Raw genomic sequence first — 20714 nt, 5'->3', positions numbered from 1 at the left:
GGTGATGAAGATGGCCCTTGCTCTCGTCAGTTCCTTCGCCCCGCCGGTCCGTCACGATCATGACGGCCGAAAGGAGAGCCCTGTTATCGACGCGCGCAATATCGGCGTGAATTTCAAGGTCGAGCATGGCACCGTCGAAGCCGTGAAGGATATATCCTTCCAGCTATACCGCGGCGAAACCATCGCCATCGTCGGTGAATCCGGTTCCGGTAAATCGGTGACGGCACGCACTGTCATGGGGCTTCTTTCCAAGCGTGCGGTGATCTCGCCGCGCTCGAGTGTCGAATATGACGGCAACAATATCCTGAAATTCTCCGAGAAGGCCCGCCGCAAGCTGCGCGGCGACCGGATCTCGATGATCTTCCAGGAGCCGATGAGTTCACTGAACCCGATCTATACGATCGGCAGCCAGATCGTCGAAGCGATCCGCGTCCACCGCAAAATGAGCCGCAGACAGGCAGACGCTAAAGCGCTGGAGCTTTTGAAGCAGGTGCAAATCCCCGATCCCGAAGCGCGCCTGCGGCAATATCCGCATCAACTTTCGGGCGGTCAGCGCCAGCGCGTGATGATCGCCATGGCGCTTGCCAATGATCCCGATGTCCTGATTGCTGACGAGCCGACAACCGCACTCGACGTGACCGTCCAGGCGCAGATCCTGAACCTCATCCGCAACCTGCAGACGGAATTGCGGATGGCGGTGATCCTGATCACCCACGACCTGACGGTCGTGCGCAAATTCTCCGACTATGTCTATGTGATGCAGCATGGCGAGATGCGCGAGCACAATATAACCGAGCAGCTCTTCGCCAATCCACAGCACCCTTACACCAAGCATCTCCTGGCATCCGAGCCGCGCGGCCAGGCCAATCCGCTGCCGGAGGGATCGGATATCATTCTTGATGCCCGCGGCGTGCGCGTCTCCTTCATGCTGCGCCATGGCGGCTTCTTCAGACCGGAGCTGCGCGAACTGGTCGCCGTCGACAGCCTCAATCTGACACTGCGGCGGCATGAGACGCTGGGCCTCGTCGGCGAATCCGGCTCAGGCAAGACGACCTTCGGCCAGGCTATCCTCAGGCTCAACGATACTGACAATGGCGAAATCTATTTCGACCGCCGGCCGATCCACGGCAAGTCGCGGGCCGAAATGCGCCCCTTGCGTTCACGCATGCAGATCGTCTTCCAGGATCCGTTCTCCTCGCTCAACCCACGCATGACGATCGGCCAGATCATCGAGGAAGGGCTGGTCGTCAACAAGCTCGGCGCCACCAAAGGCGAACGTCTGGACAGGGTCCGCGAAGCGCTGGTGTCCGCTGGCATGCCAGGCAACATCCTCTCGCGCTTCCCGCATGAATTTTCCGGTGGGCAGCGCCAGCGCATTGCTATTGCGCGGGCGATCGCACTGGAGCCGGAATTCATCCTGCTCGACGAGCCGACCTCAGCGCTCGATCTCTCCGTCCAGGCGCAGATCATAGAGCTCCTGCGCAAGCTGCAGGATGAGCGGGGTCTGAGCTACCTTTTCATTTCGCATGACCTGAAGGTCGTGCGTGCCCTCTGCCACCGTGTCATCGTCATGCAGCACGGCAAGATCATGGAAGAGGGTCCTGTCAACGAAGTCCTTTCCAATCCCAAGACACCCTACACCGAACGGCTCGTCAAAGCCGCTTTCGAGGTAGCCTGATTTCAGAATGCCGGAGGTTCATATGGCAAATCCCAGAATAGCGTTCATCGGAGCTGGCTCCACAGTTTTCATGAAGAATATCGTCGGCGATATCCTGCAGCGTCCGGCGCTCTCGGGCGCCACGATCGCACTCATGGACATCAATCCGCAGCGGCTGGAAGAAAGTGTCATCGTCGTCAACAAGCTGATTTCGACGCTCGGCGTGAAGGCGAAGGCGGAAACCTGCTCCGATCAGCGCAAGGCACTGTCTGGCGCCGATTTCGTCGTTGTTGCCTTCCAGATCGGCGGCTACGAACCCTGCACGGTGACCGACTTCGAAGTGCCGAAGAAATACGGCCTGCGCCAGACGATTGCCGATACGCTCGGCGTCGGCGGCATCATGCGCGGTCTTCGAACCGTGCCGCATCTCTGGAAGATCTGCGAGGATATGCGCGCCGTCTGCCCCAATGCCATCATGCTGCAATATGTGAACCCGATGGCGATCAATACCTGGGCGATTTCAGAGAAATATCCTGATATCAAACAGGTCGGCCTCTGCCATTCCGTGCAGGGCACGGCGATGGAACTCGCCCATGATCTCGACATTCCCTATGAAGAGATCCGCTACCGCTCGGCCGGTATCAACCACATGGCCTTCTACCTGAAATTCGAGCATCGCCAGCCGGATGGTTCCTACAAGAACCTCTATCCGGATCTGGTGCGGGCCTATCGCGAAGGCCGCGCGCCGAAGCCCGGCTGGAACCCGCGTTGCCCCAACAAGGTGCGCTACGAGATGCTCACGCGGCTCGGCTATTTCGTCACCGAGAGCTCGGAGCATTTTGCCGAATACACGCCTTACTTCATCAAGGAAGGTCGTGAGGATCTGATCGAGAAATTCGGCATTCCGCTTGACGAATATCCGAAGCGCTGCATCGAGCAGATCGCCCGCTGGAAGGGGCAGGCAGAAGCCTATCGTTCGGCCGACAAGATCGAGGTCGATGAATCGAAGGAATATGCTTCCTCGATCATCAATTCGGTGTGGACCGGTGAACCCTCGGTTATCTACGGCAATGTCCGCAACAATGGCTGCATCACCTCGCTGCCATCAAATTGCGCTGCCGAGGTGCCCTGCCTCGTCGATGCCTCCGGCATCCAGCCGACCTATATCGGCGACCTGCCGCCGCAGCTGACGGCACTGATCCGCACCAACATCAATGTCCAGGAACTGACGGTTCAGGCGCTGATGACGGAAAACCCGGAGCATATCTATCATGCCGCGATGATGGACCCGCATACGGCTGCTGAGCTCGACCTCGACCAGATCTGGTCGCTGGTGGACGAGCTGCTTGCCGCCCATGGCGACTGGCTGCCGGAATGGGCGCGGCCGAGCAAGGCCCGCGCGGCCTGAGGCGCACCAATATGATCAGCGCCGGCCATCATGCCGGCGCTGATCACGCTTGATGGTTACGACAATCGGCCTTCATCGTCGATCAGGGTCAAGCGGCAAGGGGCCATATCACTCCACCGCCAAAGCACGAGATTGAGATCGTCGCCTCTGGCTCCTGGAGCAAAACTTCTGACCAGGAGACCGTGATAGCCGTCGGACACGAGCCGGCGGGCGAAATTCTGCGTCCTGGCTTCTCCGGTTGCCTTCATCTCGTCGCGCCAGCGTGCCGCGGCAATCGCTGCCGCATCCATGCCTTCCGCCTCGATGGTGGCCTCATCTCTCGTGTCGAAGACGCGTTCGATGTCAGCTTCGTAGCAGACGAGGGTCGTCGGCTGCAGGCTGCCGACCTGATTGGCTTCCCGAAGTGCGGTCAGCACAGACAGGGACGTGTAGAGAGCCGGCATTCCCTTGGGATTGAACCGACCGCCATAGAGCTCGGCGCCGCGGCCGGAAAGCGGCTCGCGCGCATAGACCGGGTTCAGCGCTCGATAGAGCTTTCCTTCATAGCGCATCGCGACTAGGCATGAATGCCGGCGTCGACCGCATCGATATAATCCATAACCTCCTCGGCCCGTCCGTCGCGGACCAGCTGCATGGCCGTCTGGCCCGAAAAGCCGGACAGGGGCTCGGAACGATACCAGGCATAGGCCATCAGCGCCGAACCGAAGCGCTGCTCGACCTTGTTGACGATCTCGATCATTTCGCGCAGGCGCCGTTGCGTCTTGTCGGAGCGCAGGCGATCCTTGCGCTGGATCGCATCCTTGCCGAGACCGGCCGTGCGGGCGATCTCCTCGCTGGTCGTACGAAAGGCATCGGCGATCTTGCGCGGGGCAAACAGACCGTCATCTGCATATTGTGCGAGGCCCATGATCTATCTCCATGCCAGCTATTCTGACGATATATAGCGTCAAAATAACCGGCATTCAATGGTCCACGGCTATTTCGGCAATCGCTCCCAATCATCTCGGCCGCCTAGGAGCCTATCGCCGTGTCCGCGGCCAAAGAACAGCGTTTCGGCATTGTCGATGAAGATTCTCCGGGTAAGTTCGGGTGTGCCAATCGCTTCCTGCATGCTGTCGATCAGGTCGGCGTCGTCAGGCATATTGCTCCAAAGCTCGGTATGCGGCCAGTCGCTGCCCCAGAGCAGCTTTTGCGGATGGCTGGCCGCAAGCGTCCGCACCACCTCGGCAAAATCGGCATAGTTGCGCTCGCGTGTCAGGCGGTAGGGTGCCGTGAGCTTGATGTAGCCGCCGGGGATGTCCGCCAGCCGCTGAAGGGCGGGAACATGTTCGCGCCAGGCCCCATCGGCGAGCGGTATGAAGCCCAGATGATCAATGACGAAACGAACGCCAAGCTGCGGCAGCCGACCGGCGAGATCGCCGATCTGATCGGGGCTGATCTGCAGCTGCAGCGACCAGCCGAAATCGTGAATGGCCGCCGCAAGTCTCTCGGCCGCTGCAAGCGGCAGGCCGCCCTTGTTGCGGGTATTGATGCGCACGCCGCGCACGCCGAGCCGGTCGAGACGGGCAATCTCCTCGGGGACTGTTTCGGGATCGATGACGACGATGCCACGCAGGCGGTCCGGAAAGGCAGTCAACGCCTCGATCAGAACCTGGTTGTCGAGGCCATAAACGCTCGGCTGCACGAGAATGCCCCTGCCGATGCCGAGCCGGTCGGCAAAGGCGATCCAGTCGGCTATCGTTGTAATATCGGGCGTGTAGCTGCGCGGCGTATTCAGCGATGCCCCGGACCGGAAGACATGGAAATGCGTGTCGATCGTGCCTTGTGGCAAGGGGTAAGCCGGGAGACGCGTCAATGGCAATCGCGGCAGGCAGAGCGGGGCTTCGCTATCCACCATGCTCATTTCGTTTCCAATTCCTCGTGCTGGAGGAAATCGAAGTCGACGCCTTCGTCGGCCTGCAGCACGTGCGTGTGATAGAGCTTTGCATAACCGCGCGCCGGCTCGGGCGCCGATATCGTTTCAAGCTCCGCCATGCGCCGGTCAAATTCACTCTGGTCTATGGCAAGGTCTATGCGCCGCTCTTTGACGTCGAGGCGGATACGGTCTCCTGTCCGGACGATCGCCAGCGGTCCGCCGGCTGCCGCTTCCGGGGCAATATGCAGGACGATGGTGCCGAAGGCGGTGCCGCTCATGCGGGCATCTGAAATGCGCACCATGTCCTTGACGCCTTGGCGGGCGAGCTTGCGCGGGATCGGCAGATAGCCGGCTTCCGGCATGCCTGGCGCACCCTTCGGGCCAGCGGTGCGCAAAACGAGGATATCGTCTGCAGTGACGTCGAGGTCGTCGCTGTCGATCCGCAAGGTCATGTCCTCGACGGATTCGAAGACGACCGCGCGCCCTTCATGCTGCAGCAGATCCTTTGATGCAGCAGACTGCTTGATGATGGCGCCGCGGGGCGCGAGATTGCCGTAGAGCACGGCAATCGTGCCGATCGGCTTCAGCGGTTTTTCCATGGTACGGATGATCGTCTGGCCGGGCTCGTCCGTCGCAGCATCAATGACCTCACCGATCGTCTTGCCGTAGACTGTCCGCTGGCTCCCGTCGATTTCATGACGCAGGGCTTTCAGCAGCGTCTGCACGCCGCCGGCTTCATGAAACTGTTCCATATAATGCTGGCCGGAGGGCTGGAGATCGACAAGCAGCGGAATGATCTTGCCGAGCCTGTCGAGTTCGGCCATGTCGAGGCGCAGGCCGAGCCGTCCGGTAATGGCAGCAAGGTGGACGACGGCGTTGGTCGAGCCGCCCATCGCCTGCAGTGCGACGAGGCCGTTGCGGATAGCTGCGGGTGTCAGGATATCGCGTACGGTCGGCGCGTCCGGGTTGGCTGCAAGTCCGGCGGCGATGCGGCCGGTCTCTTCGGCGAGCCGCACACGCTCGGATTCGGCTGCCGGCGCCGATCCCGCCCGCGGCACGCAAAGACCCATCACCTCGGTCAGGTTGGCCATGGTGCTTGCCGTTCCCATGACTGTGCAGGTACCGACCGAACTGGCGAGCTTGTTGTTGACGTCGGTGATTTCTGCTTCATCGATTTCACCGGCGCGGAAGCGTCCCCAGAAGCGGCGGCAATCGGTACAGGCGCCGAGCCGCTCGCCCTTGTGGTGGCCAACGGCCATCGGCCCAGTCGGCAGGAAGATCGCCGGGATCTCGCTGCTAGCGGCGGCCATGATCTGTGCCGGCAAGGTCTTGTCGCAGCCGCCGATCAGGATCACCGCATCCATCGGCTGGGCGCGGATCATCTCCTCGGTTTCCATCGCCATCAGATTGCGCAGATACATCGAGGTCGGTGAGGCGAAGCTTTCGTGGATCGAAATGGTCGGAAAAACCATGGGCATGGCGCCGGCCAGCATGACGCCGCGCTTGGCCGCCTCGATAAGCTGCGGCACGTTGCCGTGGCAGGGATTGAAGTCGCTGTAGGTATTGGCAATCCCCACGATCGGGCGATCCAGAGCATCGTCCGAATAGCCCATCGCCTTGATGAAGGCCTTTCGCAGGAAAAGGGAGAAACCCTGATCGCCGTAACTCGTCAGCTTGCGACGAAGACCGCTCGACATTGTTCCTCCCTCGTCCTCTAAATCGACGCCAAGCCTAGTTGGATATGCAGGATTGTCAATAAAGAAGATGTGGCCGTAGACTTCTCTGTCGCCGTCGCCACAGAATCTTTGGAAGAAACTCAAGATAATTCGCGATAATTTCAATTTTTATTCTGCCTTTCGCATTGGCTTTCGGAGAGATGATGGCTAAATTATCGATAAAATGAGATGGAGCGAAGCATGGTGGAGAACGGTCGAAGGCGGATAGGGGTCATCGGCGCCGGTTGGGTCAGCGAGTATCACCTGCCGGCTTGGATGAAGCAGTCGGCCCGTGCTGAGGTCGTCGCGATCGCCGACCCTTCAGCGGAAGCCCGGACAGCCAGAAGCAGGACTTTCGGTATCCCTCGCAATTATGAGAGCGCGCAGGATATGTTGACCGAGGAAACACTGGATGCCGTCGATATATGTGCCCCGCGTGAGGCCCATGTGGAGCTTGTGCGGTTAGCGGCGGCGAGGGGCATCGATATTCTCTGCCAGAAGCCCTTGGCGCCCGATTACGATCAGGCGGTCGCCCTCGTCACCGGTCTGCCCTCATCAATCCGGCTGATGGTGCATGAGAACTGGCGGTTTCGCGCCTATTACCGCCGGCTGAAGGCGTGGCTGCAGGAGGGGTTTGCCGGTGAGATCAGGCAGGTCCAGTTCGAATTTTTCTCGAGCGGCATGATCGCCGATGCCGAGGGGAACAGGCCGGCGCTCATCCGCCAGCCGTTTTTCCGCAGGCAGCAGCGTCTGCTGGTCATGGAGGTGATGATCCATCACCTGGATACGCTTCGCTACCTGTTTGGCGAGATGGAGGTGGTTGCCGCACGGCTCGAGCGCAGCAATGACGATATTATTGCCGAGGATGTCGCTGCTGTCGTTCTACGCCGTCTGGACGACGGGGTGATCGTCACTGTAAATGCCAATCTCGCAGTGCATGGTGCGCCCCCGGCGCCGCGGGATCATTTGCGGGTCTTCGGTACGCAGGCCACGCTGGAACTGAATGGAAACCGTCTTTCGGCAAAGGGTAATGTCCCGCGCGTGGAGGAGTTCGATGCGGATGCTGTCTATCAGGGTGCCTATGATGCAACGATCGCGCACTTTCTCGACGGGCTGGACGGCCGGGCGGCGATGGAGACGGTGCCTGACGATAATCTGAAGACGCTGGCGCTGGTCGAAGAGATCTATAGGCTGAGCCGGTTCGACCCTGAATACAAACCGCGATAAGATGGCCCGCCGCCGGAGGACCTATTCATGCAGACGCTCAATGATATCAGTGAAGACGAGATCGAACACGACGATCTCAGCATTGCGCGTGCGCTCGAAGAAGACATCATCTTCGGGCGGCTGGCGCCCGGCACGCGTCTGACCGAGGACACGCTGCTCGCGCGCTTCCACGTCACGCGGCACTTCGCCCGTCAAGCGATCGTCCAGCTGGAGACGATGGGCATCGTCGTGCGCGAGCGCAACAAGGGCGCCACTGTGCGCTCGCTGACGCCGCGGCAGGTGCAGGAGATTTATGACGTGCGCGAACTGCTCCAAAGGCAGGCCGCACTCTGGATTCCGCTGCCGGCGCCCGACGAGCTGATCGCGGAATTGACGGCCCTGCATGAGGAGCATGGACGGCACGTCGAAGCCGGCTATCTTCGCGGTGTGCACGAGACGAACGACAAGTTCCACCTCACACTCTTTAGCGCCTGCGGCAATTCCCATCTCGTTCAGTCGATCGAGCTTTACATGCGCCTCAGCCTGCCGGTGCGCGCCAACTCGATGTCGAGCAAGGAATCCCTGCGGATCTCGCATGAGCATCACCGGCTGATGATCGAGATGCTGAAGGGCAGGGATAACTGGGTTCTGGCCCAGCTCTGCGTCGATCACCTGCAGCCGAGCAAGAAGCGCTATCTCGCGTATGTGAGCGAACACTGAGGCGCTAAACGGATTGGTCAGCGGTCATATCGGCCGCTTCCGTTGGAACGACATCCCCCAGCAAGGCCGCAACCTCGCCGCGATCGGGGGCACCAAGCCGTCCGCCGAAGACGCCGCATTTCAGCGCTGCTGCGGCTGAGGCCATTCGGATGGCGGCGTCGGTCGGCAATCCCTCTGTTATCGCCAGCGCATAGGCGCCATGGAAGATGTCTCCGGCGGCGAGTGTGTCGATCGTTTTGACCCGAAATGCCGGCATATGGGCGATATCGCCTGTTTCTTCGTCCCACCAATAGCTGCCGCGCTCTCCAGCCGTGACGACGACCAATGCCTGCGGATACTGCTTCTTCAGAAACGGCACCATGGCAGCGGGGTCATCGATCTGTGACAGGCTTCGGGCTGCGGGTTCGGAAAAGATAATGTGATCGGCATGCCTCGCCAACATGTCGATGACGTGAGGCGGTGCGACATCGCCGTCGAGGATCGCGGGCTTGCCGGCTTCCCTTGCGGCCTTCAGCACCTTGAGGGCGAGGGCGGGCCAGCGCACGTCCACCATGACGGCATCGAATGCGGCGAGATCGTCAGCCCTCACGTCCCTCACATCTTCATGCAGGCGCGGATCGTAGAAGGGAACGATCAACCGCTCTCCGTCGTCGTCGACGAGGATTGTCGAGACGGCCGAACGGGCGCCGGTAACCCGGACACTGCCGCTGACATCGATGCCTGCCTGTTCCAGCTCCGATAGGATCTGCTGACCGGCCTGGTCGTCACCAACGGCACCCCAGAGGCTTGCCATCCCGCCGAGACGGACAATGGCGTAAGCGGCGCTGGAGGCCATTCCCTCGGCCACCTGCAGCATCTCATAGGGCAGGACCTTGCCCGGCGTCTGCGGAATTGCCCGGACACGAAACAGCGTATCGAGCACGGCGGCACCGACACACAGGACATGGTTCGGCTTGCTGCTTGTGTGCGGCGAGGGCGGCCTCAAACGCGTCTACCAGTCGACTTGTCGAAGAGGTGGACATTTGCCGGATCGATCGAGATCGAGACGGTGTCGCCGTAAGCAATCGCCAGCCGTTCACGGAAGAGACAGGAAATCTGTTCGCCGTTGCAGTCCAGCTTGGCGAAGATTTCCGACCCGGTTCCCTCGACGATTTCGGCGCGGCCGGTAATTCCCCCCTGGCTGGCGCGGATATGCTCGGGACGGATGCCATAGACCAGCTGGCCTGCGGGCGGTGCACTCTTGATGTTTTCGGGCAGCGGCAGGGTCAGGCCTTTTTCCGTGCGGAAAACACCCTCTTCGATCCTGCCGTCGATGAAGTTCATCGACGGTGAGCCGATAAAGCCGGCAACGAAGAGATTGGCCGGCCGGTCGTAGAGTTCCAGCGGAGCGCCGACCTGCTCGATCACGCCATCATGCAGCACCACGATCTTGTCGGCCATCGTCATCGCTTCGATCTGGTCATGGGTGACATAGATCGTCGTCGTCTTGATGCGCTGGTGCAGCGATTTGATTTCGGCGCGCATCTGCACGCGCAGCTTGGCATCGAGATTGGAAAGTGGTTCGTCAAACAGGAAGACCTGAGGATCGCGCACCAGAGCGCGGCCCATGGCGACGCGCTGGCGCTGCCCGCCCGAGAGCTGCTTCGGGAAGCGGTCGAGCAGCTTTTCGAGGCCGAGGATACCGGCTGCTTTGTTGACCCGTTCTGAAATCTCCGAGGCGTCTGCCTTCTTCAGCTTCAGGGCAAAGCCCATATTGTCGGCGACGCTCATGTGCGGGTAGAGCGCATAGTTCTGGAAAACCATCGCTATATCCCGGTCGCGTGCCCGCAGATGGCTGACATCGCGAGAGCCGATCCGGATCTCGCCGTCGCTCATCTCCTCGAGACCGGCAATCATGCGAAGCAGGGTGGACTTGCCGCAGCCGGAGGGGCCGACCAGGACGACGAATTCTCCGTCGGCGATATCGACGCTGATATCGCTGATGACGTTGACAGCACCGAAGCGCTTCTGGACGTTTCGAATATTCACATTGGCCATGTTGGTTGTCCTTTGAATGCTTGGGTCAGCCGCCCTTGACGGCGCCAGCCGTGAGGCCTGCTACGATCTGCTTCTGCGCAAACATCGTCAGCACGAGCACGGGCAGGGTGACGATGAGCGCAGCTGCTGCAAGCGGCCCCCAACTGACTTGCTCGAACGACAGCATGTTGTAGACGGCGACGGGCAGGGTTCTCGTTTCGCGACTTGCAAGCACGATGCCGAACACGAAGTTGTTCCAGGAGAAGATCACCGACAGGATGAAGGCGACGACGATGCCGGGCTTGGCGATCGGCAGCGCCACCAGGCGGAACACCTGCCAGGATGTCGCCCCGTCGATGCTGGCAGCTTCCTCAAGCTCCATCGGCGTCGTCTCGAAATAGCCGATCATGATCCAGACGACGATCGGCACGGTCACCACGAGATGGATGATGATCTGCGGCCAGAGTGTTCCGAGAAGATCGAGCCACTGGAACAGCAGGAAAAGCGGGATGAGGAATGACAGGCCGGGCGTCATGCGGGCGATCATGATCACCATGGCCGACCGCTCCGCTTTCAGCCGTGCGATGCCGTAGCCGGCAGGTACGCCGATCAGCAGCGCAAGCAGCGTCGCCCCGCCAGTCACCAGGATCGAATTCCAGAAATAGAGGAAGAAATTGTTCTCCTCGAAGACCTTCATGTAGTTCGACCACGCGAAGCGCTCGGGGATGAAGATCGGCGGATAGGCGCCGTTGTCGATTTCGTATTTCAGCGAGAGAGAAATCATCCAGAGGAAAAACAGGATGACCGGCGAAACCATGACGAGGGCGACAAACAACAGCCCGATACGGTCGATCGTTTTGCGCTTCATCAGCGTGTCTCCATGTCGGACCAGTTGGCGCGCTGACGGACCATCATCAGCACAAAGGAAAGCGCGACGATGATGATGAAGAAGACAACCGCCATCGCCGATCCGTAGCCGATGTCGTAATAGGAAAAGGCAGTGTTATAGAGGTAGATGTTGATCGTCTCGGAGGCCGTGCCGGGGCCGCCCTGTGTCATCGCATAGATGATGTCGAAGCTTTTAACGGCATCGATACTCCTGATGATGACACCGATCATCAGGAAGGGCGCGATCATCGGCAGAGTCAGGTAGCGGAATTTCTGCCAGGCGTTTGCCCCGTCGATCTCGGCACTCTCATAGGGTTCGCGGGGAACGGCTGCGAGGCCCCCGAGCACGATGAGCATGATCAGCGGTGTCCATTGCCAGGTTTCGACCAGCACGAGCGAGGGAATGACGCTGTTCTGATTATAGATCCATTCTTGCGGCTCGATGCCGATCAAGGAGAGCAGGTAGTTCAGCACGCCGAGCTGCGGGTGGAACATCATGGTCCAGACCAGCGCGATCGCGACGGGCGTCGCCATCATCGGCATGACGAAGACGCCGCGCAGCAACCCGCGGAACGGAAACTGCGCGTCGAAGATCAGGGCTGCGAGCGTGCCCAGAAACAAGGGGGCAACGACCGCAAGCAGCGTATAGAGCGCCGTGTGCCAAAGAGACTCCCAGAAGCGCATGTCCACCAGCAGCCGGGTATAGTTGTCCAGCCCTGCAAAAACGACCGGTTGGCCCAGCGTCCAACTGTTCACGCTCATCCAGAGCGTGAACACCCAGGGGAATACGATGACCGCGGCAATGACGACCAGTGCCGGGACGACGAAGGGCCAGTAGTTCGGAGCAAGCCTGCCAGGCTTGCTCCTTCCGTTTGCGGTGCTCTTCGACCGCGTGGTTTCCATGCTCACGGACGCCATTATCCCTCGCTGCGCGCCAATACGGGTTCGAACTGCGCGGTGGCGCTTTTCAGTTCCGCTGCCGGATCGGCGCCGCTGATCATGTTGGTGAGGCCGACGCCATAAATGTCACGGAACTCGGTGACCGGAATGATGACCGGCAGGGCGAGCTGCGAAACCTTCGCCGAACCGGCAACGGCGTCGACCCAGGCGCTCGGCATCGTGACGCCTTCGCGAACCTTCGCATCCTCGAGAACAGAGTTGCGGAACGGAACGCCAGCACCTGCCTGCAGAAGGCGCGCACCCATGTCGTGGGAGACGACCCACTGGCAGAACAGGTAGGCCGCTTCCTTGTTCTTGCTTGCCGCCGTCACGCCGATACCGTCGCCGGTCGTTGCGGCAGCCTGGGCCTTCGGTCCCTTCGGCATGATGCCGTAGCCGACCTTGCCGACAACACGGGACTTTTCAGGGTTCTCGATCGGCGGAGCAAAGCCGACGCCGTCAAGCCACATGCCGACCTTGCCCTGCAGGAAGGCGGACTGTGCCTCCGCCCAGTTGAAGCCGGAAACGCCGACCGGCGCCGCCTTCGTCATCAGGCGCTGATACATCTTGGCCGCCTCGACGGCTTCGTCGGATGTCGTGCGAAGCTTGCCATCAGGGCCAAGCGGTGTCGAACCATAGCCGAGCAGCAAGGTCGTCCAGACGGGCACGTTGGCATTCTTGAGGCCGCGGGCGACGAAGCCGTACGTGTTGGAGGATTTATCGGTCAGGGCTTCTGCCGCATTGACCATTTCGTCGAAGGTCGAGGGATAGGAAAGGCCCTTCTTTTCAAACAGGTCCTTGTTCCAATAGACGATCCAGTAATCCACCGAGAAGGGAAGGGAGCGCAGTACACCCTTTGAATCCTTGGCGAACTGCATGCCGGCCTCAGCAAAATCGCTCTCGACCAGCGACGGGTCGGTCAGCGAAGGATCCTTGACGAAGCCGCTGATGTCGGCGAGCCAACCGCCCTTTTCGAACTGGCGCTTCTGGACATGGTAGCTGAGATGGACGACGTCGAAGCTCGGCTTGCCGGAGCTGAGCTCGATCGTCGTCTTCTGACGCTGCTGCTGCTCAGGTGTGGCTTCGGCATTGACCTTGATGCCGGTCAGCGCTTCGAATTCGCTCAGATATTTGAGGATCGTTTCGCTGCGCGGGCTCTTGACGAGATTGACCTCGAGTGTCGTGCCGGCAAAACGCTTCCAGTCGACAGCTGCCGAAGCAGGCTTGATGCCGAGCAGCCCTGCAGCACCGATCGCTGCTGAACCCGCCAGGAAGTTTCGACGCGTGGGACGAATGAATGATGATGACATGCTGCTCTCCTCCTCTTGTGTGGCCTGCGATCTCCTCACCGCAGGCGTCAATCTAAATTCTCAGCGCGCGACTTCGCGCGTGGTTGATATGTGCGGCAAGGGCATCGACAGCCTCTTGCGCATTTCTTCGTTCAATCGCCTCTAGCACACGAAGATGCTCTCCCATGACGGGGCCGACGCGCCCGTCGATGCGGAAGCGTTCCTGGCTGATCAGGCGCATCTTGATCGAGTTGACGCGGTAGGCATTGGAAATGATCGTGTTGCCCAGCGCGTCGATAAAGGCATCATGCATACCCCAGTCGACAGCCTGGGCGTGGGCTTCCAGTTCATGCGAATGATTGCCACCCTCGATCGCCGCCACGATCTCGCGATGCTCTTTCAGGAGTGCCGCAATCGTCTCGTCGCTTGCCGTCTCCGTGAAGATCCCGACGGCTTCCTTTTCGAGGAAAAGCCGGAGCTGGAAGGCTTCGCGGATGAGATTGAGGTCAATATGGGCAATCTGCAGGCCGCGCTGCGGCACGGTCTTGATAAGGCCCTCGGCTTCAAGCCGCGGAATGAGCTCGCGAATGGCGCCGAGCGTCAGGCCGGTCAGCTCGACGAGCCTGCGCTGAGAGACGAATTGCCCGGGACGGACGTCACGCGCAAGCAGATGCCGGGTAAAGCTCTCATAAGCTTTTTCTCTCAGCGTCGGCTGCTCGTCGGCTCCATCCATCGGGTTCTCCTCGTACATAAGCGCTACGCTGCCTTTGTGCGAAAAAGTCCGTCAAAGGCAAGGGCAAGCTCGCGCCTGCCGTCGGCGGAGATTGACGTCAACGGCGGGCGAACCGCAAGCCATGTATCATCGCCCGTCATCTTTGACACCATGACTTTCACCGCCGGCGTGACAGGATGTTTGAGAAGCTCCGAGACGAAGCCTTCGACGCGCGGATCGTCATCACCGTCGACTGCCATCGCCCGCACTTCGTGTGGCGCAAAATTGGCCATGCCCGAAATCGCACCTTGGCCGCCCATGCGCACGCCCTTGGCGAGATGCCGCTCGTCGCCGATCAGGATGATAAGGTCGCCATGCTGGCGCAGCAGCGCTTCCGTATAGGGCCAGTCGCCGGAGGAGTCCTTGACGCCGGTGACGATGGAGGGGAAGGCAGTTCGCAGGCGGCCAATCAGATCAATACTCAAGGCAACCATCGTCACCGAAGGAATATTATAGACCAGCACGTCGCGAGCCGTGTCGCCCAGGCGCGCAAACACATCCGCAAACCAGGCAAAGAGGCCGTCGTCGCTGACATTCTTGAAATAGGAGGGCGGTGCGAGCAGGATGTTGCGCACACCCTTCGACAAGGCCTGCGACATCTGCTGGGCCGCATCTTCGGCTGCGTCGACGAGCACGCCGACGACGATCTGGCGGGGCTGAATGCCGGCGGCGATGAAAGTGGTGAGAATCCGCTCCCGCTCCTGGCCGCCGATGGAGGCGCCTTCACCCGTTGTCCCGAACAGGGTGACGCTGGCGCAACCCTCATCCAGGCTCCGCTTTGCCTGAGTGAGCATGACCTCTGCTGCAATCGCGCCGCTGCTCTCGAAAGGCGTCGCCAATGCGACCGACAAACCAAACCCCGTCACCAATTGATCTCCTTCATGTCAGTGCAGGATGACTAACATGTCAGTTATGGAGTGTAAACCTGTTTGTGGTGAACGGTCGCCGGTTAATGTGAATGACCTGTGGATTATTGCAACGGTGCGGCCTGGCCATCGGCGGGGCATTGCTGCTGGTGTTGCGATAGGTGGGTTTGCAGGTGCGCGGCACTACAACGCGCCGGGAGGCTGGTTCTTTCGGCGCAGAGCGAAATGTCACTGGCAGACGGCTGATGTCTCCATCAGCGGTTCGTTACGGCGGCGCATGATCGAGAAATGAAGGACCGCGAGCCTTATCTTTTGGGGAATCGGGGAGCGCAATTTGGAGGATTGCGCTCCCTCTGACCTGCCGTCTCACCAGTCCAGGCGCAGGAGAGACACGCCTTGACGCGGCAGGGAGAAATGCAGATCGATCTTGCCGTCCTTGACGGAAATCGAGGCCTTTTCGTCGATCCGTACGAGCTTTCCGGAGGCTTCGAGTTTGGCGTAATCGGCGCCTTGCGGATCCTGCGGCTTGCCCATTTCCTTCCAGACGCGGAAGGAGTTGGAATGTTGCTCATCCATCCGGAAGTGCTCGAGCGAGGCCGGTCGGTTGTCCCAGCCGTCGATGGAGAGGCTGACATTGGCAGCGGGGCCTGCCTCGTCGTCGTCATGATAGTGCCAGACGAGAACCGAGATACCCTTGTCGTCGCGGGTCGCCACGACATTGACGTCGGGCTTGTCGCGAACACCGTGGCTCATGATGTCCTCGATATCGCGGCGATAGTCGCTTTCTGATTCGAGCCATTCGCCGCCGAGTTTGCCGAGCATGCGGAAGCCGTTCAGCACGGCCTTGTCGACGCCGTTCGTTGCCAGATCCCGGAAGCCGTCGAAATAGGGCTGGTCATCGAAGAGGAAGGCCCAGGTAACTGCGCCCTCGATCTCGATATTGGCGCGACGCGACAGTTCATAGGTGCGGATCATGCTCTCGACGACATAGACGCTGTAGAGCGGGCCGTTGCGATAGCCGTTCTGCGGATGAACACGCGCCGAGCAGGCGGCGCACCCTTCAGGGTCCGATTCGCCGATGACGACGGGCAGATGCCGCAATTCCGGGAACTCGTTGATGATGGCGAGATTGGTCTCGATATCGCGCAACTGCTTGTGCAGGCCCATGCGCACATGACCATCGAAGATGACCGGATTTCCCTTGGCGTGGAAGGCGATGAAATCGAGCGGCGGCTTGTTTTCGACGACGTGTCGCAGGAAGGCGCGCAGAAAGGTCTGTGCCTTCTCATTGGCAAAGGCGCCGCAGGTGTGTGGTCCGCCGACGCGGGCCTTGGGCAGGGCGCGCTTTACGGCGCGGGCGCTCGCATCATACATGGCGCAGAATTCCGGGATCGTGCCGGTCCAGTAGTGGCCATCCGGTTCGTTCCAGACCTCCCAGGGCCAGGAGGAGACGACGTCCTCGCCGTAGCGATCGGCCAGATGCCGCGCCCAGGCCTCGATCAGGTCGCCCCACTTCTTCAGGTCTTTCGGCGGGGCGGTCCAGCCGGTGGTGATCGTTGCGTAACGGTCGGCCGGCTCCCAATGATGCTTGTAAGGGCCATCGAAATCGGAAAGCGCTTCCGGCGTGAAGCCGATCTGGATCAGCGGGATGTTGCCGGCTTCGACATAGGCATCGAAGATCTGGTCGATGATCGTCCAGTCATAGACGGGATTGCCGTTGGCATCCTCTGTATAGGCATTGGTCGAGCCCCATTTCAGCGCCGGCTTACCGTCGCCGCTCGTCAATAGATTATGCGCGCGGATGCGCGGTGCAACGGGGCTGAGCTCCGTCAGCTCCTTCAGAAGCTTCTTGCCATGCGGAGAATAGGTGTAGTTCGGCTCGTCATAACCGAACCAGTTCCACAGCGGCTTGTAAGGCCCTGTCGGCTTGCTGGCGTGAACGTTGATGGTCACGTCATAGGAACTCGTCATCGTCTTTTCCTCTTGAACGGTCACGCCTCAGCCTCCTCCCGAAGGCCAACCGACCAATATGGTGATGAGGTGCGGCTGTCTTGGGAGGGTGCCGCGCTCGTCGCAAAAGCTATGCGAAATGACCATTTTGTCAATAATATAAAAAGTCGCGCTTGTAAGGCGGTGAAAAAATGCCGGTAATTCCGAGAGTTTTTGGCATTTTAAAAATTACCTGTTGCCGTTTGGTGAAAAATTGTCGATAAATGTTGCGGCGAAGCTGAACGTCTGGAGGAGTCATATGGATCTCTCGATCCCTATGCAGGCGCTGTCGCCGGAACGCGATCGATAACGGATTACAGGAAGCGCCCGCCCGTGCGGGCCGAGGAGGAGGAGCGTCCGATGAAGTTCCCTAGATTTGCAGTGATTGCCCTATTGTCTCTCGCCGCCCTCCCTGCCTATGCGCAGGATTTCATTGCCGGCATTCCGCGCAATGAAACGCTGATCATTCAGGGCACGCCGCAACAGAATGCAGACTGGTTCAACGTGTGGGCGCCGGGTGGCGGCGGTGCTGCCAATGTCAACGGCCTGCAGCAGCTGACGACCGACACGCTGTGGTTCATCAATCCTGAAGGCGGCCCTGATGCATGGCAGAATGCTCTGGCCACCGAGCCTCCAGCCTATAATGCCGATTTCACCCAGATGACGGTGAAGCTGCGCAAGGGCATCTACTGGAGCGATGGTGTCGAATTCACCAGCGACGATGTGGTCTATACGGTAAAGACGCAGATCGACCATCCAGGCATGTCCTGGAGCGCACCTTTCACCGTCAATGTCGCGAGCATGGAAAACCCCGATCCGCAGACGGTCGTCTTCCATCTGAAGAAACCCAATTCGCGCTTCCACACGCTGTTTACCGTGCGCTGGAACGCCGCCTGGATCATGCCGAAACATGTCTTCGAAAAGGCTGGCGATCCGCTGTCATTCAAGAACAACCCGCCGGTCTCGCTCGGCGCCTATGTGCTGCAGAGCTACGACAAGGGTGGCAACTGGACGATCTGGAAACTGCGCGACGACTGGCAGCGCACCTCGATCGGCATGGCCGCCAAAGAGCCGCCGCAGGTGAAATATGTCGTCTATCGTGCCGCCGGAAATCCCGAGGCTCGCGTCATCGAGCAGCGCAATCACAATCTCGATGTGATCAACGACATGGCGCCCGAGGGCATGTTTGCGATGATGCGCGACAGCAAGAGCGCCGCCGCCTGGCTGAAGGGCTTCCCCTTCGCCCATCCCGATCCGACCCTGCCGTCGGTGCTGCTCAATACCAAGAAGGCGCCCTTCGACAACAAGGACGTTCGTTGGGCGCTGGCGCTGATGATCGATATCCGCGCAGTGGCGTTGGGTTCTTACCGTGGCGCTGCCAATCTTGCTGCCCTTGCCACGCCGCCGACGGGTTCGGCGCCCGATGACTATTATGCGCCGATGCAGGACTGGCTCACCAATTTCGAGCTCGATACCGGCAGTCGCAAGATCAAGCCCTATGATCCCAATATCTCCGCCCAGATCGCCACCATGGTTCGTGGCCAGTGGGGTGACCAGATCCCGACCGATCCGAAACAGCTTCAGCGCACCTTCGGCTTTGGCTGGTGGAAGCAGGACGTTCAGGCGGCAAGCGAACTGCTGCAGAAAGCCGGCTTCAAGAAGAGCGGCAATCAATGGCTGAAGCCTGACGGCACGCCGTTTGTGATCCGCCTGCAGGTGGAGGGTGATGCCATCCCGACGCTGGCACGTGCCGGCACGGTCATCGCCCAGCAGTGGAGCCAGAACGGCATCGCCACAAAGGTGGATGTTGCCGGTCCGACCAACGGCCAGCGCCTCAGCACCGGCGATTACGAAGCCGCGATCTACTGGAGCATCGAAACCTGGGGCGGCCATCCGGATCTGTCCTTCTTCCTGGACAGCTACCATTCGGAGTTCATCAAGCCGCTCGGCCAGATCCAGCCGCCGCGCAACCTGCAGCGCTGGCAGGATCCGCGCCTCGATCAGATCATCGCGAAGAACCGGTCGATCGCCTTCGATTCTCCCGATGTCACCAAGGTCGGCCAGGACTTCCTGAAGCTCGCCGTCGAGGAGATGCCGATGATCCCGCTGATGGCCTATAACAAGTTCGCGCCGTTCGACACGACCTACTGGACCAACTATCCGAGCGCTGAGAACCCCTATTCGGCTTCGGGGCCGAACTGGTCGAACATTCGTTACATGGTCGTCGGCCTGAAGGCCAACCCGGACGCTCCCAAGAACTGACAGCGTCGACATGGGGAGTGGCCGGGCAGCCGGCCGCCCCTTTCTGCTATTGGAGGGTGGATGCCATGAATGGCTTTCTGATCTATGCGGGCAAGCGTTTCCTGCAGTTCCTTTTCGTTGTCATTACCGGCATTACGCTTGCGTTCCTGATCGCACATTTCTCGCCGGTCGATCCGGTGGAGCAGACCGTGTCGCTGCTGACGAGCTTCGGCTCGACCGATCCGCAGGCGGTCGAAATCCTGCGCCAATCGCTGCGGGAGCTCTATGGAACGGGCGGCCCGCTTCTCGATCAGTATTTCACGTTCTGGGGGCGGGTGTTGACTGGCGATTTCGGTCCCTCGCTGTCCTCCTTCCCGACGCCTGTCATGACCGTCATCGGCCGCGCCTTGCCTTGGACTGTCGGCCTTCTGACGCTCGCGACCATCATCGCCTGGATCATCGGCAACCTGCTCGGCGCGCTTGCCGGCTATTTCCGAAACAGCCGGCTGCTCAAGCTCGCCGGCATTGTCATCATGGCGCTACAGCCGATCCCGACCTACATTATCGGCCTCAGTCTTGTTATTCTCTTCGGTTTCATCTGGCCGATCCTGCCAATCAGTGACGGCGCCCAGGTCAACCTTGCGCCGGCCTTCAACTGGGCCTTCATCAGCTCGGTGATCGAGCACGGAATCCTGCCGGCGCTGACCCTGGTGCTCGTGGGTATCGGCGGCTGGTTCATTTCCATGCGCTCGCTCGTCTCCAACATCGTCACCGACGACCATGTTGTTTATGCCGAGTTGGGTGGCGTGCGCTCAAGCCGCATCTTTTCGCATTATGTGGCCCGCAATGCGATGCTGCCGCAGGTCACAGGCCTGGCGCTCAGCCTCGGCAATGTCTTCGGCGGCGCCGTCATTGTCGAATTCGTCTTCAATTACCCTGGTATCGGCAAGCTCCTGATCTCGGGCATCTATTCTGGCGATTACAGCCTGGTGCTCGGCGTGACGACCATTGCCATCATTGCCGTCGCGTCCGCCGTCTTCGTGATCGACATCCTCTACCCGCTGATCGATCCGCGCGTGAAACTGGGATAATT

General features: G+C 60.3%; 18 protein-coding genes. 6 read left to right on the top strand and 12 right to left on the bottom strand.

The window, feature by feature from the left end; translation table 11 throughout:
- Window positions 1–10: 10 nt before the first annotated feature.
- Window positions 11–1678 carry an ABC transporter ATP-binding protein gene (locus FHT82_RS17940; protein WP_183733675.1) on the top strand — a complete coding sequence of 556 codons (1668 nt, stop codon included), beginning with the start codon at window positions 11–13 and terminating at the stop codon, window positions 1676–1678.
- Between the two features lie 22 nt (window positions 1679–1700).
- Complete coding sequence (locus FHT82_RS17935) at window positions 1701–3065, top strand: alpha-glucosidase/alpha-galactosidase (RefSeq protein ID WP_183733672.1); 1365 nt, start codon at window positions 1701–1703, stop codon at window positions 3063–3065.
- Between the two features lie 56 nt (window positions 3066–3121).
- Here the strand turns inward: FHT82_RS17935 and FHT82_RS17930 are convergent, their stop codons facing one another.
- The 4 genes from FHT82_RS17930 to FHT82_RS17915 all read right to left on the bottom strand — a co-directional run bounded on the left by FHT82_RS17930 (window position 3122) and on the right by FHT82_RS17915 (window position 6677).
- Window positions 3122–3616 (bottom strand): RES domain-containing protein, encoded by a 495-nt coding sequence (locus tag FHT82_RS17930; RefSeq protein ID WP_183733669.1) that lies wholly within the window; start codon window positions 3614–3616, stop codon window positions 3122–3124.
- Window positions 3617–3621: 5 nt separating this feature from the next.
- A complete protein-coding gene (locus FHT82_RS17925; protein ID WP_183733666.1) occupies window positions 3622–3972 on the bottom strand; it encodes an antitoxin Xre/MbcA/ParS toxin-binding domain-containing protein in 351 nt (116 codons plus the stop codon).
- 69 nt (window positions 3973–4041) lie between these two features.
- Window positions 4042–4968, bottom strand: a complete 927-nt coding sequence (locus FHT82_RS17920; protein ID WP_183733663.1) for an amidohydrolase family protein — start codon at window positions 4966–4968, stop codon at window positions 4042–4044.
- Window positions 4965–6677 (bottom strand): IlvD/Edd family dehydratase, encoded by a 1713-nt coding sequence (locus FHT82_RS17915; protein WP_183733649.1) that lies wholly within the window; start codon window positions 6675–6677, stop codon window positions 4965–4967. The genes FHT82_RS17920 and FHT82_RS17915 overlap by 4 nt, the downstream gene beginning before the upstream one ends.
- A gap of 219 nt (window positions 6678–6896) precedes the next feature.
- Between FHT82_RS17915 and FHT82_RS17910 the strand changes: the two genes are divergently transcribed.
- Entirely contained in the window at window positions 6897–7922 is a 1026-nt protein-coding gene (locus FHT82_RS17910; RefSeq protein WP_183733646.1) for a Gfo/Idh/MocA family oxidoreductase, read from the top strand.
- Window positions 7923–7949: 27 nt separating this feature from the next.
- Complete coding sequence (locus FHT82_RS17905; RefSeq protein WP_183733644.1) at window positions 7950–8621, top strand: GntR family transcriptional regulator; 672 nt, start codon at window positions 7950–7952, stop codon at window positions 8619–8621.
- 4 nt (window positions 8622–8625) lie between these two features.
- Here the strand turns inward: FHT82_RS17905 and FHT82_RS17900 are convergent, their stop codons facing one another.
- The 8 genes from FHT82_RS17900 to FHT82_RS17865 form a co-directional block, all read right to left on the bottom strand.
- Entirely contained in the window at window positions 8626–9606 is a 981-nt protein-coding gene (locus tag FHT82_RS17900) for a sugar kinase (protein WP_183733641.1), read from the bottom strand.
- Window positions 9603–10658, bottom strand: a complete 1056-nt coding sequence (gene ugpC / locus FHT82_RS17895; protein ID WP_183733637.1) for a sn-glycerol-3-phosphate ABC transporter ATP-binding protein UgpC — start codon at window positions 10656–10658, stop codon at window positions 9603–9605. Before ugpC ends, FHT82_RS17900 begins: the two co-directional genes overlap by 4 nt.
- 25 nt (window positions 10659–10683) lie before the next feature.
- Window positions 10684–11505, bottom strand: a complete 822-nt coding sequence (locus FHT82_RS17890) for a carbohydrate ABC transporter permease (protein ID WP_183733634.1) — start codon at window positions 11503–11505, stop codon at window positions 10684–10686.
- Window positions 11505–12443 (bottom strand): sugar ABC transporter permease, encoded by a 939-nt coding sequence (locus tag FHT82_RS17885; RefSeq protein ID WP_183733631.1) that lies wholly within the window; start codon window positions 12441–12443, stop codon window positions 11505–11507. Before FHT82_RS17885 ends, FHT82_RS17890 begins: the two co-directional genes overlap by 1 nt.
- Complete coding sequence (locus FHT82_RS17880; protein ID WP_183733628.1) at window positions 12443–13774, bottom strand: sugar ABC transporter substrate-binding protein; 1332 nt, start codon at window positions 13772–13774, stop codon at window positions 12443–12445. Before FHT82_RS17880 ends, FHT82_RS17885 begins: the two co-directional genes overlap by 1 nt.
- A gap of 52 nt (window positions 13775–13826) precedes the next feature.
- Window positions 13827–14486, bottom strand: coding sequence for a GntR family transcriptional regulator (locus tag FHT82_RS17875; RefSeq protein WP_183733625.1), 660 nt, complete (start codon window positions 14484–14486; stop codon window positions 13827–13829).
- 23 nt (window positions 14487–14509) lie between these two features.
- Window positions 14510–15394 (bottom strand): dihydrodipicolinate synthase family protein, encoded by an 885-nt coding sequence (locus FHT82_RS17870; protein WP_183733622.1) that lies wholly within the window; start codon window positions 15392–15394, stop codon window positions 14510–14512.
- 363 nt (window positions 15395–15757) lie between these two features.
- Window positions 15758–17386: a beta-xylosidase gene (locus FHT82_RS17865; protein WP_183733619.1), complete on the bottom strand. Its 1629-nt coding sequence runs from the start codon at window positions 17384–17386 to the stop codon at window positions 15758–15760.
- Between the two features lie 354 nt (window positions 17387–17740).
- Between FHT82_RS17865 and FHT82_RS17860 the strand changes: the two genes are divergently transcribed.
- Both FHT82_RS17860 and FHT82_RS17855 read left to right on the top strand, forming a co-directional pair.
- Window positions 17741–19642 (top strand): ABC transporter substrate-binding protein, encoded by a 1902-nt coding sequence (locus FHT82_RS17860; RefSeq protein WP_183733616.1) that lies wholly within the window; start codon window positions 17741–17743, stop codon window positions 19640–19642.
- Between the two features lie 65 nt (window positions 19643–19707).
- Window positions 19708–20712 carry an ABC transporter permease gene (locus FHT82_RS17855; protein ID WP_183733613.1) on the top strand — a complete coding sequence of 335 codons (1005 nt, stop codon included), beginning with the start codon at window positions 19708–19710 and terminating at the stop codon, window positions 20710–20712.
- Window positions 20713–20714 lie beyond the last annotated feature (2 nt).

Origin of the sequence: Rhizobium sp. BK275 (assembly GCF_014193555.1) — a bacterium.
Lineage (GTDB): Bacteria > Pseudomonadota > Alphaproteobacteria > Rhizobiales > Rhizobiaceae > Rhizobium.
This window is presented reverse-complemented; position numbering and strand designations above follow the sequence as displayed.

Excerpts from the sequence above, each read along its gene's own strand:
- FHT82_RS17915 (WP_183733649.1), bottom strand. The coding sequence starts at position 6,677 with ATGTCGAGCGGTCTTCGTCGCAAGCTGACGAGTTACGGCGATCAGGGT.
- FHT82_RS17875 (WP_183733625.1), bottom strand. The coding sequence starts at position 14,486 with ATGGATGGAGCCGACGAGCAGCCGACGCTGAGAGAAAAAGCTTATGAG.
- FHT82_RS17855 (WP_183733613.1), top strand. The coding sequence starts at position 19,708 with ATGAATGGCTTTCTGATCTATGCGGGCAAGCGTTTCCTGCAGTTCCTT.
- FHT82_RS17940 (WP_183733675.1), top strand. The coding sequence starts at position 11 with ATGGCCCTTGCTCTCGTCAGTTCCTTCGCCCCGCCGGTCCGTCACGAT.
- FHT82_RS17925 (WP_183733666.1), bottom strand. The coding sequence starts at position 3,972 with ATGGGCCTCGCACAATATGCAGATGACGGTCTGTTTGCCCCGCGCAAG.
- FHT82_RS17935 (WP_183733672.1), top strand. The coding sequence starts at position 1,701 with ATGGCAAATCCCAGAATAGCGTTCATCGGAGCTGGCTCCACAGTTTTC.
- ugpC (WP_183733637.1), bottom strand. The coding sequence starts at position 10,658 with ATGGCCAATGTGAATATTCGAAACGTCCAGAAGCGCTTCGGTGCTGTC.
- FHT82_RS17910 (WP_183733646.1), top strand. The coding sequence starts at position 6,897 with ATGGTGGAGAACGGTCGAAGGCGGATAGGGGTCATCGGCGCCGGTTGG.
- FHT82_RS17930 (WP_183733669.1), bottom strand. The coding sequence starts at position 3,616 with ATGCGCTATGAAGGAAAGCTCTATCGAGCGCTGAACCCGGTCTATGCG.
- FHT82_RS17890 (WP_183733634.1), bottom strand. The coding sequence starts at position 11,505 with ATGAAGCGCAAAACGATCGACCGTATCGGGCTGTTGTTTGTCGCCCTC.
- FHT82_RS17880 (WP_183733628.1), bottom strand. The coding sequence starts at position 13,774 with ATGTCATCATCATTCATTCGTCCCACGCGTCGAAACTTCCTGGCGGGT.
- FHT82_RS17920 (WP_183733663.1), bottom strand. The coding sequence starts at position 4,968 with ATGAGCATGGTGGATAGCGAAGCCCCGCTCTGCCTGCCGCGATTGCCA.
- FHT82_RS17905 (WP_183733644.1), top strand. The coding sequence starts at position 7,950 with ATGCAGACGCTCAATGATATCAGTGAAGACGAGATCGAACACGACGAT.
- FHT82_RS17860 (WP_183733616.1), top strand. The coding sequence starts at position 17,741 with ATGAAGTTCCCTAGATTTGCAGTGATTGCCCTATTGTCTCTCGCCGCC.
- FHT82_RS17885 (WP_183733631.1), bottom strand. The coding sequence starts at position 12,443 with ATGGCGTCCGTGAGCATGGAAACCACGCGGTCGAAGAGCACCGCAAAC.